This window comes from Micromonospora sp. NPDC005707, from assembly GCF_040631005.1.
GTDB lineage: Bacteria > Actinomycetota > Actinomycetes > Mycobacteriales > Micromonosporaceae > Micromonospora.
In genome coordinates this window covers 101,463-115,886 of the sequence record NZ_JBEXYR010000014.1, presented here as the reverse complement: position 1 = coordinate 115,886, position 14,424 = coordinate 101,463, and the positions used below count along the sequence as shown (strand labels likewise).

Below are 14,424 nucleotides of genomic sequence, written 5' to 3'. Positions count from 1 at the left end.
GAGGTCAGACGGCCAGGGCGGCGCTGGCGGCGCTGCCCGGCGGTGGGGGGAGCAGCGCCGACGGGACGCCCTCCGCGGCCAGCGCCGTGCGCAGCCGTTGCAGGTCGGCGCCGAAACGGACCAGGTCCGCCGCGTCGACCGGGGCCGGTGGCGCGCCGAGGACCAGGCCGGTGGCGCGCCCCGGCCAGCCGGGCACGGTGGCGACAAGTCCGGCGCGTACCTCGTGGTCGGTGACGTGGGTGAGGACGGTGCCGGGCGCGACCACCTCGGCGACGGCGGCGATCGCCCGGTCGACGGCGGCCGGGTCGGCCGGGGTCGGGCCGGGGCCGTCGGCCAGGGTGGCCGCCTCCCGCAGGCCGGCGGCCCGCGCCTCGGCGGTGCCGAGGGAGAAGAGGTCCAGCGACGCGTCCCGAACCAGCGTCCGGGCGCCCTCGTCGTCGTCCCGGGTCTCGCCCAGGTAGCCGCGGATCACCGCGACCGGCACCTGGTCGCACTTGCCCTTGATCAGCTCGCCGGCCGCGGCCAGCTCGTCCACGACGGCCATCTGGGTGAGCTGGAGTTCGTTGCCGTAGGGGTCGATCTCGCCCCGGTGGTCGCGGATCGCCGGCATGCCGGCCACCCCGAGCGCCACGTCGGTGAGCCCGTTGCGCCACGGCCGGCCCATGGTGTCGCTGACGATGACCGCCACGTCGAGGTCGTACCGCTCGCGCAGGGTGGCGCGCAGCGCGCGGGCGGAGGCGTCCGGGTCCTCGGGCAGCAGCACCAGCCGGGTCTTGCCCACGTTGGACGCGTCGATGCCGGCGGAGGCCATCACGAACCCGTGGTGGGTCTGCACGATCCGGGTGGTGCCACGGGTGGCCACCACCCGGGCGGTCTCCCCGGCCAGCACCTCGTCCCGGGCGGCGAGCCGCTCGGGCCCGTCGGCCGGCACGTCGACCAGCCGGCCCTCCGCCTTCGACACGACCTTGCTGGTCACCACCAGCACGTCGCCGTCGCGCAGCCAGGGCGCCGCGGTGGCGATCAGCGCCGCCAGGTCGTCGCCCTCGGTCACGTCGCCGATGCCGAGCACCGGCAGGATCTCCAGCCTCACATCAGCTCCAACGCGGCTCGGACCATCGCCACCGTCGCCGCCTCGTCGGTCATCCGCAGCGGCGCGGAGCGCACGGTCACCTCCGGCACCAGGGTCCCCTCGTCCTCGGGCGCGACCAGCCAGCCGTCGAGCAGGCCGCCGGCCGAGCGGGCGCCGTAGAGGCCGCCCACCCCGGCCGCGCTGCACTCGACACCGAGCACGGACAGGCAGCGGTCGGCCATGCCGCGGACCGGCGCGCCGCCGATGATCGGGGACACCCCGACGACCGGGGCCGGCCCGTCGGCGATCGCGTCGCGCAGGCCCGGCACGGCCAGGATCGGCGCGATGCTCACCACCGGGTTGCTGGGCGCGACGAGCACCACGTCGGCGGCCCGGATCGCCTCCAGCACGCCGGGCGCCGGCTTCGCCGCCTCCGCGCCGACGAAGACGAACCGGTGCGTCGGAACGTCCGCCCGGTGGCGCACCCACCACTCCTGGAAGTGGATGGCCCGCTGGCCGCCGTCCAGGTCGACCACGACGTGCGTCTCCAGCCGGTCGTCCGTGGCCGGCAGCAGGCGTACGCCGGGCTGCCAGCGGGTGGCCAGCGCCTCGGTGACCTGGGACAGCGGGTAGCCGGCGTTGAGCATGGTGGTGCGCACCAGGTGGGTGGCGAGATCCTTGTCGCCCAGCCCGAACCAGGCCGGCTCGGCGCCGTACGCGGCCAGCTCGGACTTGACCGTCCACGTCTCGCCGACCCGGCCCCAGCCGCGCTCCGGGTCGGCGCCCCCGCCCAGCGTGTACATGACGCTGTCCAGGTCGGGGCAGACCTTCAGCCCGTGCAGCAGCAGATCGTCGCCGACGTTGACCACGGCGGTCACCTCGGCCCCCACCTCCCGGGCGTACGCCCGGACGCCGAGCAGGAACCGGGCGCCCCCGATGCCGCCGGTCAGAACCACGATGCGCATGACGTCCATCCTTGCGCACGCGCCGCCGTCGATCGCCCGGTGGCCGGAGAGACTACGCTCACTCCGGCAACTGTCCGTTTTCGTCCCCAGGGGGAGTCTGTGACCAGCCCCGCCGAGCCCGCGTCCGGCGACACCACGCAGGCCAGCCAGTTGACCAAACCGCTGCGCGAACTGGCCGCGCTCGTTCTGCTCGGCGCGAACGCCGTGCTGCTCTTCGTCGGCCTGCTGCGCCTGCTGGTGCCGGTCGACGACTACAGCACGTTCAGCGGCCGGGCCGGGAGCACGTTCTTCACCTTCGTCGGCCTGGAGTCGGCCGTCCTGCCGCTGCTGGCCGTGCTGCTGGCCACCCACGTCCGCCCCGTGCTGCCGAAGGCGAAACTGATCACCCAGGTGGCGCTGGTCGAGTACGGCGTCGCCGCGGTGTTCGGCGCGCTGACCTTCCTGATCTGGCTGGTCGGCCGGCTCGCCGACGGCGAGGTGCTGGACGCCTTCCTCGGCCTGCTCACCCGGGTGGCCTGGCTGGCCGTCTTCGCGGTCGCCGCGTTCGTGGTCTTCAAGATCTGGCGCACCCTCTACTACGTCCCGAAGCCGAAGCCGCAGCCCGGCGTCTACGGCCAGGCGCAGCCCGGCTGGCCGCAGCAGCCCGGCCAGCCCGGGGGCTACCCCGCCCCGGGCGGGTACCCCGGCATGCCGCAGCAGCAGGGCGGCTACCCGCAGCCCGGCCCGTACGGCCCGGCGCAGCCCGCGCCGCCGTTCAACACCGCCCCGCCGCACGCGCCACAGTCGAGCCCGCCGTTCGGCGCCCCGCAGTCGGGTCCGCCCCTCGCCGGTCCGCAGTCCGCGCCCCCGTACGGCACCGCACCGCATGCGGCGCCGCCGTTCGGCCAGCCGCCGTCGGCCGATCCGACCCAGGCGATCCCGCGCCAGCCGGCCGATCCCGGCCAGCCGGTCCCGCCGGACGGCGACCGTACGCAGCGCTTCGACCGGGAGGACCCGAACTTCCCGCGCTGAGCCGCCGCTTTCCACCGGCCGCCCGCCCTCGCCTTGTCGGGGGCGGGCGGCCGCGCATCGGCCAGCGCATAGGCTTGGCGGATGGTTGATCGCAGCGAGCCCGTCCCGACCGAGGCGAGCGTCCGGCGGGCCCTGGGCCGGGCCGCCTCCGGCCGGGCGCTGGACGTGGCGGAGGCGAGTGCGCTGCTCGCGGCGCGCGGCGCGGCGCTGGACGAGCTGCTCCGGGTCGCGGGGGAGATCCGCGACGCCGGGCTGCGGGAGGCGGGCCGGCCGGGCGTCGTCACCTTCTCCAAGAAGGTGTTCATCCCGCTGACCCGGCTTTGCCGGGACCGCTGCCACTACTGCACGTTCGCCACGGTGCCGCACCGGCTGCCCGCCGCGTACCTGGAGAAGGACGAGGTCCTCGCCGTCGCCCGGGAGGGCGCCGCGCAGGGCTGCAAGGAGGCGCTGTTCACCCTCGGTGACCGCCCCGAGGAGCGCTGGCCGGCGGCCCGGCGCTGGCTGGACGAGCGGGGCTACGACTCCACCCTCGACTACCTGCGCGCCTGCGCCGTGGCGGTGCTGGAGGAGACCGGCCTGCTGCCGCACCTCAACCCCGGGGTGCTGTCCTGGTCGGAGCTGCAACGGCTCAAGCCGGTCGCGCCGAGCATGGGCATGATGCTGGAAACCACCGCCACCCGGCTCTGGTCCGAGCCGGGCGGCCCGCACCACGGCTCGCCCGACAAGGAGCCGGCGGTGCGGCTGCGGGTGCTCGACGACGCCGGCCGGGTCGGCGTGCCGTTCACCACCGGGCTGCTCATCGGCATCGGGGAGACCCTGGCGGAGCGGGTCGACGCGCTCTTCGCGATCCGCCGGGCGCACCGGGAGTACGGCCACCTCCAGGAGGTGATCGTGCAGAACTTCCGCGCCAAGCCGGACACCGCGATGCGGGGGATGCCCGACGCGGAGCTGCACGACCTGGCGGCCACTGTGGCGGTGGCCCGGGTGCTGCTCGGCCCGAAGGCCCGGATCCAGGCGCCGCCGAACCTCATCGAGGGCGAGTACGACCTGCTGCTGCGCGCCGGCATCGACGACTGGGGCGGCGTCTCGCCGGTGACCCCGGACCACGTCAACCCGGAGCGCCCCTGGCCACAGCTGGACGAGCTGGCCCGGCGTACCGCACAGGCGGGCTTCACCCTGCGCGAGCGGCTGACGATCTACCCGGAGTACGTCCGGGCCGGCGACCCGTGGCTCGATCCGCGCCTGCTGCCGCACGTCACCGCCCTGGCCGACCCGGAGACCGGGCTGGCCGTCGAGGCGGCCCGCCCGGTGGGCCGGCCGTGGCAGGAGCCGGAGGAGGTGTTCGGCGGGCGTACCGACCTGCACGTCACCATCGACACCACCGGGCGGACCGGGGACCGGCGGGGCGACTTCGACGACGTCTACGGCGACTGGTCGGAGGTGGCCGCGAAGGTCGCCGTCCCGGTCGCCGTGGCGAGCGATCCCGACCTGCGGGCCGGCCTGCGGCTGGCCGCCGACGACCCGGCCGCGCTGCTGGAACCGGCGCACGAGGCGAAGGCGCTGGCGCTGTTCGGCGCGGACGGCCCGGCGCTGGACGAGCTGTGCCGGATCGCCGACGACGTGCGGCGGGACGCGGTCGGCGACGACGTCACCTACGTGGTCAACCGCAACATCAACTTCACCAACGTCTGCTACGTGGGCTGCCGGTTCTGCGCCTTCGCGCAGCGGGAGAGCGACGCCGACGCGTTCCGGCTCTCCCTGGGCCAGGTCGCCGACCGGGCCGAGGAGGCGTGGGCGGCCGGCGCCACCGAGGTCTGCCTCCAGGGCGGCATCGACCCGAAGCTGCCGGTCACCGGTTACGCCGACATCGTCCGGGCGATCAAGGCGCGGGTGCCCGGGATGCACGTGCACGCCTTCTCGCCCATGGAGATCGTCACCGCCGCCGCCAAGGCGGGCGTGCCGGTGAAGGAGTGGCTGCTCCAGCTCCGCGAGGCCGGCCTGGACACCATCCCGGGCACCGCCGCGGAGATCCTCGACGACGAGGTGCGCTGGGTGCTCACCAAGGGCAAACTGCCGGCCGCCGCCTGGGTCGACGTGGTGAGCACGGCCCACGAGCTGGGCATCCGGTCCAGCTCCACCATGATGTACGGCCATGTCGACCACCCCGGCCAGTGGCTGGCCCACTTCCGGGTGCTGGCCGGCGTGCAGGACCGCACGGGCGGCTTCACCGAGTTCGTGGCGCTGCCGTTCGTGCACACCAACGCGCCGATCTACCTGGCCGGCATCGCCCGGCCCGGCCCGACCTGGCGGGAGAACCGGGCCGTGCACGCCATGGCGCGGCTACTGCTGCACGGCCGGATCGCCAACATCCAGTGCTCCTGGGTGAAGCTCGGCGACGCCGGCACGGTGGCGATGCTCCAGGGCGGCTGCAACGACCTGGGCGGCACCCTCATGGAGGAGACCATCTCCCGGATGGCCGGCTCGGGCAACGGCTCGGCCCGGACCGAGGAGCAGCTCCGGGGGATCGCGGCGGCGGCGGGCCGGCCGGTCCGCAAGCGGACGACCGCGTACGGTCACGTCGGCGCGTAGCGTCGAACCTTTCCCCGCCGCCGGCCGTACCAGTGGATGCCGGCGGCGGTTGCGGCGAGGACCGCCGCCGGCATCCCCAAGCGCGGGGCACCCGGCGGCGTCCGGGCCCCGGTCCATCGTGGGCGCTGCGGCGCCGGCCCGGAAAGGTTGCCCATGACCACTGATGAGCCGAAGCGGGACATCGATGAGCCACAGTGGGCCATTGACGAGCCGCAGCCGGCCGCTGAGCCGAAGCGGCGGCCCTGGCCGCGACTGACCCGCCGGCAGACGTTGACCGCCGCCGCGAGCGCCACCCTGGGCGCCGCCGCCCTCACCGTGCCGGGCCTGTCCGCCGCGCAGAACGCCCCCTCCGCGGGCCGGCGCGACGAGCCGATCGTGGTCCACCTCCGCGACGCGTCCTCCGGCACGCTGGACGTCTTCGTCGGCACGACCCGGATTCAGGTACGCGACCGCGGCCTGGCCGACCGCCTGGTCCGCGCCGCCCGGCGCTGACCGCCCCCGCGCCACCGGCGCGGCCCTCCCGGCGCCGGTCCCGACTTCCGCTACCCCCGACGAAGGTGTGGTCCGCCATGTCCTCTCACCGCGAGGCTCCGGAGATAGCCAAGGATCCGGTCGCCGACAGCTCCGACCTGTACGCGTTCGTCAGCCCGAGCCAGCCCGACACGGTCACGTTGATCGCCAACTACGTGCCGGTGCAGCTCCCCTCCGGCGGCCCCAACTTCTTCGAGTTCGGCGACGACGTCCGGTACGAGATTCACGTCGACAACGACGGCGACGGCAATCCGGATGTCACCTATCGTTTCGAATTCACCACGGAGATCACGAATCCGAACAGCTTTCTTTACAACACCGGGCCGATCGAGTCGCTGGACAGCAAGAACTGGAACCGGCGCCAGTTCTACCGGTTGACCCGGATCGCCGACGGCCGGGAGCACGTGCTGGCGCACAAGCTGCCCTGCCCGCCGTGCAACGTGGGACCGCTCTCGACGCCCAGATACCAGGACCTGGTGCGGCAGGCGACGTTCCGGCTGTCGACCGGGGAGAAGGTCTTCGCCGGCCAGCGGGCCGACGGTTTCTTCGTCGACCTGGGCGCCATCTTCGACCTCGGCACGCTGCGCCCCTTCCAGCAGCTGCACGTGGCCGGCAAGAAGCTGTTCAAGACCGAGGGCGAGCCGGTCAACGCGCTGGACCGGCTGAACGTGCACAGCATCGCCGTGCAGGTCCCGCTCGCCAAGGTCCGGCGCAAGGCCAGCCGCTACGGCTACGCCGACCGCGCCTCGACCATCGGCGTCTGGACGACGGCCTCCCGCCAGCAGGTCCGGGTCCTCGGCGACCGGGCGGCCGCGGACACGGCCGCGGGGCCCTTCACCCAGGTCTCCCGGCTGGGCAATCCGCTGTTCAACGAGGTCATCGTGCCGATGTCCAAGAAGGACCTGTGGAACACGTTGCCGCCCACGGAGGACAAGCGGTTCGCCCAGTTCGTCGAGCAACCCGAGCTGGCCGCGTTGCTGCCCGCGCTCTACCCGGGCGTGTTCCCCAACCTGGATGCGCTGAACAAGTCGAAGAAGCCGCGGGCCGACCTCGTGGCGATCCTGCTCACCGGCGTGCCCGCCGGGCTGATCGACGGTTTCGCCAACACCACCGGCGACCTGCAGGCCGACATGCTGCGGCTGAACACCGCGATCCGGCCCAGCCGCAAGCCGGACCGCTTCGGGGTGCTCGGCGGCGATCTGGCGGGCTTCCCGAACGGCCGGCGGGTCGACGACGACGTGGTGACCATCGCGCTGCGGGCGATCGCCGGGCTGACCGTGCCGCTGGTCGACAAGACGTTCAAACCGGACGCGGCGGCGACCGCGGTGACTCCGGGCCTGAGCGCCGCCGACGTGACCGCGCCCTTCCTGGGCGACTTCCCGTTCCTCGGCACGCCGTACGACGGGTTCAACAACCCGCCGGCGAAGAAGTCCTGAACGGGGGAGGTCACATGCACGGCCAGCACCAGCACCACACCCTGGGTCCCTCGGAGAGCGGCAGCGTCGTGCTCGACCTGGGCGGCGACTCCGGCGCGCTGATCATCCACACCGGACGGGAACTGCACGGCCGCGAGATCGAGATCAGCCGGGCCGACCGGGACGAGCCCCGCACCCACTCCGCAGTCCGCGAGCGGCACGTCCGCGACGGCGTGTTCCACAGCGCCGTCTACCCGGACCTGGCAGCCGGTCTCTATACCGTCTGGTGGGACAGCGCCACGCCAGCCGGCGCGATTTCCGTCACCGGTGGCGCGATCGCCGAATTCGTCTGGCCGGCCAGCTCACCTCCGGGGACTGACTGACCGATCAGGCCGCCGCACCGTCGCGCCCCGTCCACATGATGGACGGGGCGCCGTCGGCGTTCGCGGGCTCGACGGGCGGTACCGCTCGCGTCGGGTTAACCTTGCCCCCACCAATGCTGATCTTGGACGGCGTCACGACGACCGCCCGGGCGCGGCCCGCCGGAAGCCTCCACCGGGGGCCGCCGGCGGTGTCCACACCGGTGCGCCACGGCAGAAAACTTGGGGCAACTCGCCGGGGAAGGCGTTACTCGTCCGGGGTCTGAATCGATAGGGCAGGTTGCGAGGGTCGAGCGGCCACCACGGCCGCCCGGAAGGTGTCGGGAGGGCGACTCCATTATCAAGTTTGGCTTGACGGCGCACGCATTACACGCGTGTAATTTGAATGGGGTTGTTCGCACGGAACGCAACAAATTGTGACCGGACGAACAAGCACGCCTTTCGCGTGGGGGGTTGCAGCGGCGATGACGCCGGTGCGCGACAAGGAGGCAACGGATGGACGGCCAGCTCGAGGTGGCCGACCTGCTCGGAAACGCGCCGGAGTGGCAGGAGCGGGCACTGTGCTCGCAGACCGACCCGGAGGCGTTCTTTCCCGAGAAGGGCGGCTCGACCCGCGAGGCGAAGCGCATCTGCTCGCGGTGTGAAGTGAAGACGGAGTGTCTCGAATACGCGCTCGGCCACGACGAGCGGTTCGGGATCTGGGGTGGGCTCTCCGAGCGGGAGCGGCGCAAGCTCAAGCGGCGGGTCGCCGCCTGACACGCGTACCGGACCGGGTGGTGGGGGCCGCCCGGGGTCCGGGGCCGACGACCCGGCCGGCGGGGGCCGGCCGGGACGCGGCGGCGGCCTGCCGCTGCCGGCTCAGGCCAGTTCGTCGGGGTCGACGCCGAGCAGGTTCGCCACCTGCTCGATGATCACGTCGTGCACGAGGTCCGCGAGGTCCTCGCGGTCCATGGCCCGGAACTCCAGCGGCCGCCGGTAGAGCACGATCCGCGGCGGCACCTCCTGCCGGCCGGGGCGCCCGGGCAGCAGGCGGGCGAGCGGCACCTCGCCGTCCTCCAGCACGTCCGAGTCGTAGACGTTCAAATCCGGCGGGACGTCCTCGACGGCGAACTCGACCCCGGCCAGCTCCTTGGCGAAGCGGCGTTCGAGCGTCTCCACCGTGTCCAGCACCAGGTCGTCGAAGACCTCGGCCTTGGTCCGGGCCAGCGGCACGGTGGCCGGCACCAGCCGCCCCCGCAGCCCCCGCCCGTGGCGGTCGCGGTGGGTGCGCCGGCCGGAGCCGGGGCGGCGGTTTTCCGGGCTCGTCATGACGCACAGGGTAGCCCCCGGACCCGGGCCGCCCGCCGTCGCGCCGCCGGCCCGGCGCGCCGACGCGCCGATCGGACGAATTGTGATCACCATGACGGGCGTGTCGCAACGCGAAGCGGTGCGCCGCACCCGGTAATGGGGATACCCTGCCGCCGTGAGGTCACCACGGCGCTGCTCCCGTAACGGCTGCCCCCGGCAAGCGGTCGCCACATTGACCTATGTCTACAACGAGTCCACAGCCGTGGTCGGCCCCCTCGCCGCGTTCGCCGAGCCGCACACCTACGACCTGTGCGAGCCGCACGCCCGCAGCCTGACCGCCCCGCGCGGCTGGGACGTGGTGCGCCACGAGGGCGAGTTCGAACCCCCGCCGCCCACCACCGACGACCTGGTCGCCCTGGCCGAGGCTGTCCGCGAGGCCGCCCGCCCGGCACCCCCACGCCCGCCGTCGGACAACGACCAGCCGAGCCCGCAGGCCCCCCACCAACAGGGCCGCCGCGGCCACCTCCGCGTAATCCCCCCCAACCACTAAACCCCGGCCCCCGGCCCCCGGCCCCCGGCCCCCCGCGCGCCCCGCGCCCGGCCCGTTGATCATGAAGTTATTGCCCTCCGCCGCGGCGTGTCGTGGCAATAACTTCATGATCAACGCGCCGGCCCGCCGGCAGGCCGGGCCGGGGCGCCGGCGGTGGGTCAGTGGCCCAGGAGGTGGGAGAAGGCGGCGGCGCGGCGGGAGGGGCGGTTGGTCCGGCTCTCCGCCTCGTCGGCTGAGAACATCACCTTCAGGCCGGCGTTGACCGCCAGCCAGCGCAGGGGCTCCGGTTCCCATCTCGGGGAGCGGTGGTTGACCCAGGGGAGGGTGGTCAACTCCGACTGCTCGCCCCGGATCAGGTCGGCCAGGGTACGGCCGGCCAGGTTGCTGGTGCCGACGCCGTCGCCGACGTAGCCGCCCGCCCAGGCCAGCCCGGTCGACCGGTCCAGGCCCACCGAGGCGGCCCAGTCCCGGGCCACGCCGAGCGGCCCGCCCCAGGTGTGCGTCACCGGCACGTCCGGCCCCAGCACCGGGAAGAGCTCGCCGAGCACCCGGCGCAGCGCCGCGAAGACCCGGGGCTCCCGGTCGAAGTCGGGGCGGACCCGGGAACCGTAGTGGTAGGGGGCGCCCCGCCCGCCGAAGGCGAGCCGTCCGTCGGCGGTGCGCTGGCCGTAGATGATGACGTGCCGGTAGTCGGAGAAGGTCTCCCGTTCGGCCAGCCCGATCTCCGCCCAGGTCGCCTCGGGCAGCGGCGCGGTGGCCACCATCAGCGAGTAGACCGGCGCCACGGCCCGCCGCTGGCCGGGCAGGGCCGGGGTGAAGCCCTCGGTCGCCCGGACCACCACCGGCGCGCGGACCACGCCGGCCGGGGTCACCGCCGCCCCGGGCCGCAGTGCCGTGACCGGGGTCCGCTCGAAAAGGCGTACCCCCCGGCGCTCCACCGCCGCGGCCAGGCCGCGGACCAGCTTCGCCGGGTGCACGGCGGCGCAGTGCGGGGTGTACGTGCCGCCGCGTACCCCCTCGGCGTGGCAGCGGGCGGCGGCCTCGGCGGCGTCGAGCAGCACCAGGTCGGCGTCGGCGAGACCGTGCTCGCGCGCCTCCGCTACGGCGGCCCGGGCGCGGCCGAGCTGCACGTCGGTGCGGGCCAGCACCACCGTGCCGCCGGCCCGCCAGTCGCAGTCGATGCCCTCGGCGGCGACCACCCGGCCGACCTCGCGGACGGTCTCCTGCATGGTCCGCTGCATGGCGAGCGCCCGGTCCCGGCCGTGCCGGCGGGCCAGCGCCGGCAGCGAGGTGGGGAAGAGGGCCGAGCACCAGCCGCCGTTGCGGCCGGAGGCGCCGTACCCGGCGATCTCCCTCTCCAGCACCACGATCCGCAGTGCCGGGTCGGCCTCGGCCAGGTAGTACGCCGTCCAGAGCCCGGTGTAGCCGGCGCCCACGATCACCACGTCGGCGTCGGTGTCGCCGGGCAGGCCGGGGCGCGGGGCCAGCGATTCGTCCACGCTCGACAGCCAGTACGACAGGTTCTGGTAGCGCATCACCACTCCGGTGGGGGCAGGTCGTGCCGCAGCCGCGGGTCGGGCTGCGGGGTCCCGTACGTCTCGACGACCGGCACCACCCCGGCCCAGACCGGCCGGTCGAGGTCGTCCTCGGGGTCGTCGGGCGGGCCGTCGCTGACCTTCACCGAGCACTCGTCCAGCGGCAGGGCGAGCACCAGCGTGGCGGCCAGCTCCTTCGCCGAGGGCGGCCGGATCTCCGCCCAGCGGCCGGGGAGCAGGTGCTCGGAGAGGCGGTGCAGCGCGGCGGCTTTCGCCTCGCCGGTGAGCGCGGTGAGGGTGCCGAGGACCATGGCGCAGCGGTAGTTCATCGAGGACTCGAAGGCGCTGCGGGCCAGCACCAGCCCGTCGAGCAGGGTGACCGTGAGGCAGGCCGGCGCGCCGGCGGCGAGGTGCCGGAACAGCCGGCTGCCGGTGGAGCCGTGCACCAGCACCCGCTCCCCGTCGCGGGCGTACGCGACCGGCAGCGCGTACGGCTGGCCGCCGTCGGCGACGGCCAGGTGCGCGACCCGGCCGGCGTCGAGCACGGCGTGCAGCGTCGCCCGGTCGTGGACGGCGAGGTCGGGCAGCCGGCGTACCCGGGTCCGCTCGCTGCCCCCGACGGTGCTCGTCGTGGTGGTCCGGTCCCCGGGGTCGGGGTCGGGGTCGGCGGCGCCGACGGTGCTCGTCGTGGTGGTCCGGTCCCCGGGGTCGGGGTCGGGGTCGGGGTCGGCGGCGCCGACGGTGCTCGTCGTGGTGGTCCGGTCCCCGGGGTCGGGTTCGGCGGCGCCGACGGCGCTCGTCGTGGTGGTCCGGTCCCCGGGGTCGGGTTCGGCGGCGCCGACGGTGCGGGGCCGGTCCCCGGTGTTCCGGGAACCGGCCCCGTCCGGGCCGCCGGTCAGAGGCGCGACCATGCCTCGGTCAGCACGGCGCGCAGGATCTGCTCGATCTCGTCGAACTGCTGCTGCTGGGCGATCAGCGGCGGCGCGAGCTGGATGACGGGGTCGCCCCGGTCGTCGGCGCGGCAGTAGAGCCCGGCCTGGAAGAGCGCGGTGGAGAGGAAGCCGCGCAGCAGCCGCTCCGACTCGGCCTCGTCGAAGGTCTCCCGGGTGGCCTTGTCCTTGACCAGCTCGATGCCGTAGAAGTAGCCGTCGCCCCGGACGTCGCCGACGATCGGCAGGTCGTTGAGCTTCTCCAGGGTGGACCGGAAGGCGCCCTCGTTGGCCCGGACGTGACCGATCAGGTCCTCGCGGGCGAAGACCTCCAGGTTGGCCAGGGCCACCGCGCAGGAGACCGGGTGCCCGCCGAAGGTCACCCCGTGCGCGAACATGCCGGTTTCGGTGAGGAACGGCTCCATGAGCCGCTCGCTGGCGATCATCGCGCCGAGCGGGGCGTAGCCGGAGGTGATGCCCTTGGCGGTGGTGATGATGTCCGGCTGGTAGCCGTACCGGACGGCGCCGAAGTACTCGCCGAGCCGGCCCCAGGAGCAGATCACCTCGTCGCTGACCAGCAGCACGTCGTACGCGTCGCAGATCTCCCGGACCCGCTCGAAGTAGCCGGGCGGAGGCGGGAAGCAGCCGCCGGAGTTCTGCACCGGCTCCAGGAAAACCGCGGCGACGGTGTCCGGCCCCTCCCGCTCGATGGCCCGGCCGATCTCCTCGGCGGCCCAGCGGCCGAACGCCTCGGGGTCGTCGCCGTGCTCGGGGGCCCGGTAGAAGTTGGTGTTCGGCACCTTGATGCCGCCGGGCACGAGCGGCTCGAAGTCGCTCTTGATGCCGGGCAGGCCGGTGATGGACAGCGCGCCCATCGAGGTGCCGTGGTAGGCGATGTAGCGGCTGACCACCTTGTACTTGTTCGGCTGGCCGGTGCGCTTGAAGTAGGCCCGGGCCAGCTTCCACGCCGCCTCGACGGCCTCGGAGCCGCCGGTGGTGAAGAAGACCCGGTTCAGGTCGCCGGGGGCCAGCGCGGCGACCTTCTCGGCCAGCTCGACGGCCTTGGGGTGGGCGTACGACCACAGGGGGAAGTAGGCGAGTTCGCCCGCCTGCTTGGCGGCCGCCTCGGCGAGCTCGGTCCGGCCGTGGCCGGCGTTGACGACGAAGAGCCCGGCGAGTCCGTCCAGGTAGCGGCGGCCCCGCGAGTCCCAGACGTACGCGCCCTCGCCGCGCACGATGGTCGGGACCTCGCCGGCGGAGTAGCTGGCCATCCGGGTGAAGTGCATCCAGAGGTGGTCGGTGGCGTTGGCCATGTCAGCCCCATCGGGTCTCGGGCCGGTCAGGGGTGACACCGGCCGCTCTGCCCACGGTTATCCCACAGGCAATGCCGATCACGCAAGCGTCGGGGGCAAACGACAACGGATTCAGCGTGCGGTGTTTGTCACGACAACGGAATCCGTATCAGGCTGTTCCCCAGCTGTAGGTCTGCTTGCGGAGCTTGAGGTAGACGAACGCCTCGGTGGAGACCACGCCCGGCACCCCGCGCAGCCTCTGGAGGATCTCCAGCAGGTGCTCGTCGTTGCGGCAGACCACCTCGGCCAGCAGGTCGAACGACCCGGCGGTGATCACCACGTAGTCGATCTCCTCGAACTCGGCCAGCCGGTCGGCGACGCTCTCCAGATCGCCGTCGGTCCGTAGGCCGATCATGGCCTGGCGGGGGAAGCCGAGCTGGAGCGGATCGGTCACCGCCACGATCTGCATGACCCCGGCGTCGAGCAGGCGCTGCACCCGCTGCCGCACCGCTGCCTCGGAGAGGCCGACCGCCTTGCCGATGGTCGCGTACGGGCGCCGCCCGTCCTCCTGGAGCTGCTCGATGATCTGCTTGGCCACGTCGTCGAGCAGAGCGTGACTGGCACCCTCACGCACGGTCACGCGACGGCTGCCGTTGCCGTTCTCCAGTTGCCGGTTGGCCATCGTCCGCTCCCCATGTCCGAATCCTCGTGCTGAGCGTAGTGCCCCGGCGCAGTCTGGCGTATTTCGTGGTCCATGGCTATTCCCGCAACGGAATCCCTTGTAAGGGAGGTCACCTCATGTCAGGATCAGTCGTCCATCGCCACTGACCCTCCCGCCGGCGCGCCACCCCCGTCCCGCCGCCGACGATGA

14 protein-coding genes are annotated in these 14,424 nt (G+C 73.6%); 7 read left to right on the top strand and 7 right to left on the bottom strand.

Annotation, left to right across the window (positions count from 1 at the left end):
- Positions 1-4: 4 nt before the first annotated feature.
- Together ABZ452_RS25380 and cofD are read right to left on the bottom strand one after the other, a co-directional pair.
- Entirely contained in the window at positions 5-1,090 is a 1,086-nt protein-coding gene (locus ABZ452_RS25380; RefSeq protein ID WP_357947615.1) for a coenzyme F420-0:L-glutamate ligase, read from the bottom strand.
- A complete protein-coding gene (cofD, locus tag ABZ452_RS25375; RefSeq protein ID WP_357947612.1) occupies positions 1,087-2,034 on the bottom strand; it encodes a 2-phospho-L-lactate transferase in 948 nt (315 codons plus the stop codon). The genes ABZ452_RS25380 and cofD overlap by 4 nt, the downstream gene beginning before the upstream one ends.
- Before the next feature lie 99 nt (positions 2,035-2,133).
- On the opposite strand from cofD, the gene ABZ452_RS25370 reads away from it, so the two are divergent.
- The 6 genes from ABZ452_RS25370 to ABZ452_RS25345 all read left to right on the top strand — a co-directional run bounded on the left by ABZ452_RS25370 (position 2,134) and on the right by ABZ452_RS25345 (position 8,716).
- On the top strand, positions 2,134-3,045 hold the full coding sequence (locus ABZ452_RS25370; RefSeq protein ID WP_357947609.1) for a hypothetical protein: 912 nt from the start codon (positions 2,134-2,136) through the stop codon (positions 3,043-3,045).
- 81 nt (positions 3,046-3,126) lie between these two features.
- Positions 3,127-5,634 (top strand): bifunctional FO biosynthesis protein CofGH, encoded by a 2,508-nt coding sequence (locus ABZ452_RS25365; RefSeq protein ID WP_357947606.1) that lies wholly within the window; start codon positions 3,127-3,129, stop codon positions 5,632-5,634.
- 153 nt (positions 5,635-5,787) lie between these two features.
- Positions 5,788-6,126: a hypothetical protein gene (locus tag ABZ452_RS25360; protein ID WP_357947603.1), complete on the top strand. Its 339-nt coding sequence runs from the start codon at positions 5,788-5,790 to the stop codon at positions 6,124-6,126.
- Between the two features lie 77 nt (positions 6,127-6,203).
- Positions 6,204-7,601, top strand: coding sequence for a DUF4331 domain-containing protein (locus ABZ452_RS25355; RefSeq protein WP_357947600.1), 1,398 nt, complete (start codon positions 6,204-6,206; stop codon positions 7,599-7,601).
- Between the two features lie 14 nt (positions 7,602-7,615).
- Positions 7,616-7,963 carry a phospholipase gene (locus tag ABZ452_RS25350; protein ID WP_357947597.1) on the top strand — a complete coding sequence of 116 codons (348 nt, stop codon included), beginning with the start codon at positions 7,616-7,618 and terminating at the stop codon, positions 7,961-7,963.
- Between the two features lie 492 nt (positions 7,964-8,455).
- A complete protein-coding gene (locus ABZ452_RS25345; RefSeq protein WP_013284161.1) occupies positions 8,456-8,716 on the top strand; it encodes a WhiB family transcriptional regulator in 261 nt (86 codons plus the stop codon).
- A gap of 102 nt (positions 8,717-8,818) precedes the next feature.
- On the opposite strand, the gene ABZ452_RS25340 is transcribed toward ABZ452_RS25345, so the two are convergent.
- Positions 8,819-9,268 carry a metallopeptidase family protein gene (locus tag ABZ452_RS25340; RefSeq protein WP_091260118.1) on the bottom strand — a complete coding sequence of 150 codons (450 nt, stop codon included), beginning with the start codon at positions 9,266-9,268 and terminating at the stop codon, positions 8,819-8,821.
- Between the two features lie 154 nt (positions 9,269-9,422).
- Here ABZ452_RS25340 and ABZ452_RS25335 point away from each other — a divergent pair, with 154 nt between their 5' ends.
- Positions 9,423-9,797, top strand: coding sequence for a DUF3499 domain-containing protein (locus ABZ452_RS25335; protein ID WP_357947594.1), 375 nt, complete (start codon positions 9,423-9,425; stop codon positions 9,795-9,797).
- Positions 9,798-9,955: 158 nt separating this feature from the next.
- Here ABZ452_RS25335 and ABZ452_RS25330 read toward each other — a convergent pair whose 3' ends face one another.
- From ABZ452_RS25330 to ABZ452_RS25315, 4 genes are all read right to left on the bottom strand, one after another.
- A complete protein-coding gene (locus ABZ452_RS25330) occupies positions 9,956-11,332 on the bottom strand; it encodes an FAD-dependent oxidoreductase (protein WP_357947591.1) in 1,377 nt (458 codons plus the stop codon).
- Positions 11,332-12,243, bottom strand: a complete 912-nt coding sequence (locus tag ABZ452_RS25325; protein ID WP_357947588.1) for a pyridoxamine 5'-phosphate oxidase family protein — start codon at positions 12,241-12,243, stop codon at positions 11,332-11,334. Before ABZ452_RS25325 ends, ABZ452_RS25330 begins: the two co-directional genes overlap by 1 nt.
- Entirely contained in the window at positions 12,228-13,574 is a 1,347-nt protein-coding gene (locus ABZ452_RS25320; protein WP_357947585.1) for an aspartate aminotransferase family protein, read from the bottom strand. Before ABZ452_RS25320 ends, ABZ452_RS25325 begins: the two co-directional genes overlap by 16 nt.
- A gap of 148 nt (positions 13,575-13,722) precedes the next feature.
- Positions 13,723-14,235, bottom strand: coding sequence for an Lrp/AsnC family transcriptional regulator (locus ABZ452_RS25315; protein ID WP_355053906.1), 513 nt, complete (start codon positions 14,233-14,235; stop codon positions 13,723-13,725).
- Between the last annotated feature and the right edge of the window lie 189 nt (positions 14,236-14,424).

Excerpts from the sequence above, each read along its gene's own strand:
- ABZ452_RS25315 (WP_355053906.1), bottom strand. The coding sequence starts at position 14,235 with ATGGCCAACCGGCAACTGGAGAACGGCAACGGCAGCCGTCGCGTGACC.
- ABZ452_RS25320 (WP_357947585.1), bottom strand. The coding sequence starts at position 13,574 with ATGGCCAACGCCACCGACCACCTCTGGATGCACTTCACCCGGATGGCC.
- ABZ452_RS25330 (WP_357947591.1), bottom strand. The coding sequence starts at position 11,332 with ATGCGCTACCAGAACCTGTCGTACTGGCTGTCGAGCGTGGACGAATCG.
- ABZ452_RS25355 (WP_357947600.1), top strand. The coding sequence starts at position 6,204 with ATGTCCTCTCACCGCGAGGCTCCGGAGATAGCCAAGGATCCGGTCGCC.
- cofD (WP_357947612.1), bottom strand. The coding sequence starts at position 2,034 with ATGCGCATCGTGGTTCTGACCGGCGGCATCGGGGGCGCCCGGTTCCTG.
- ABZ452_RS25345 (WP_013284161.1), top strand. The coding sequence starts at position 8,456 with ATGGACGGCCAGCTCGAGGTGGCCGACCTGCTCGGAAACGCGCCGGAG.
- ABZ452_RS25325 (WP_357947588.1), bottom strand. The coding sequence starts at position 12,243 with ATGGTCGCGCCTCTGACCGGCGGCCCGGACGGGGCCGGTTCCCGGAAC.
- ABZ452_RS25340 (WP_091260118.1), bottom strand. The coding sequence starts at position 9,268 with ATGACGAGCCCGGAAAACCGCCGCCCCGGCTCCGGCCGGCGCACCCAC.
- ABZ452_RS25360 (WP_357947603.1), top strand. The coding sequence starts at position 5,788 with ATGACCACTGATGAGCCGAAGCGGGACATCGATGAGCCACAGTGGGCC.
- ABZ452_RS25350 (WP_357947597.1), top strand. The coding sequence starts at position 7,616 with ATGCACGGCCAGCACCAGCACCACACCCTGGGTCCCTCGGAGAGCGGC.
- ABZ452_RS25365 (WP_357947606.1), top strand. The coding sequence starts at position 3,127 with ATGGTTGATCGCAGCGAGCCCGTCCCGACCGAGGCGAGCGTCCGGCGG.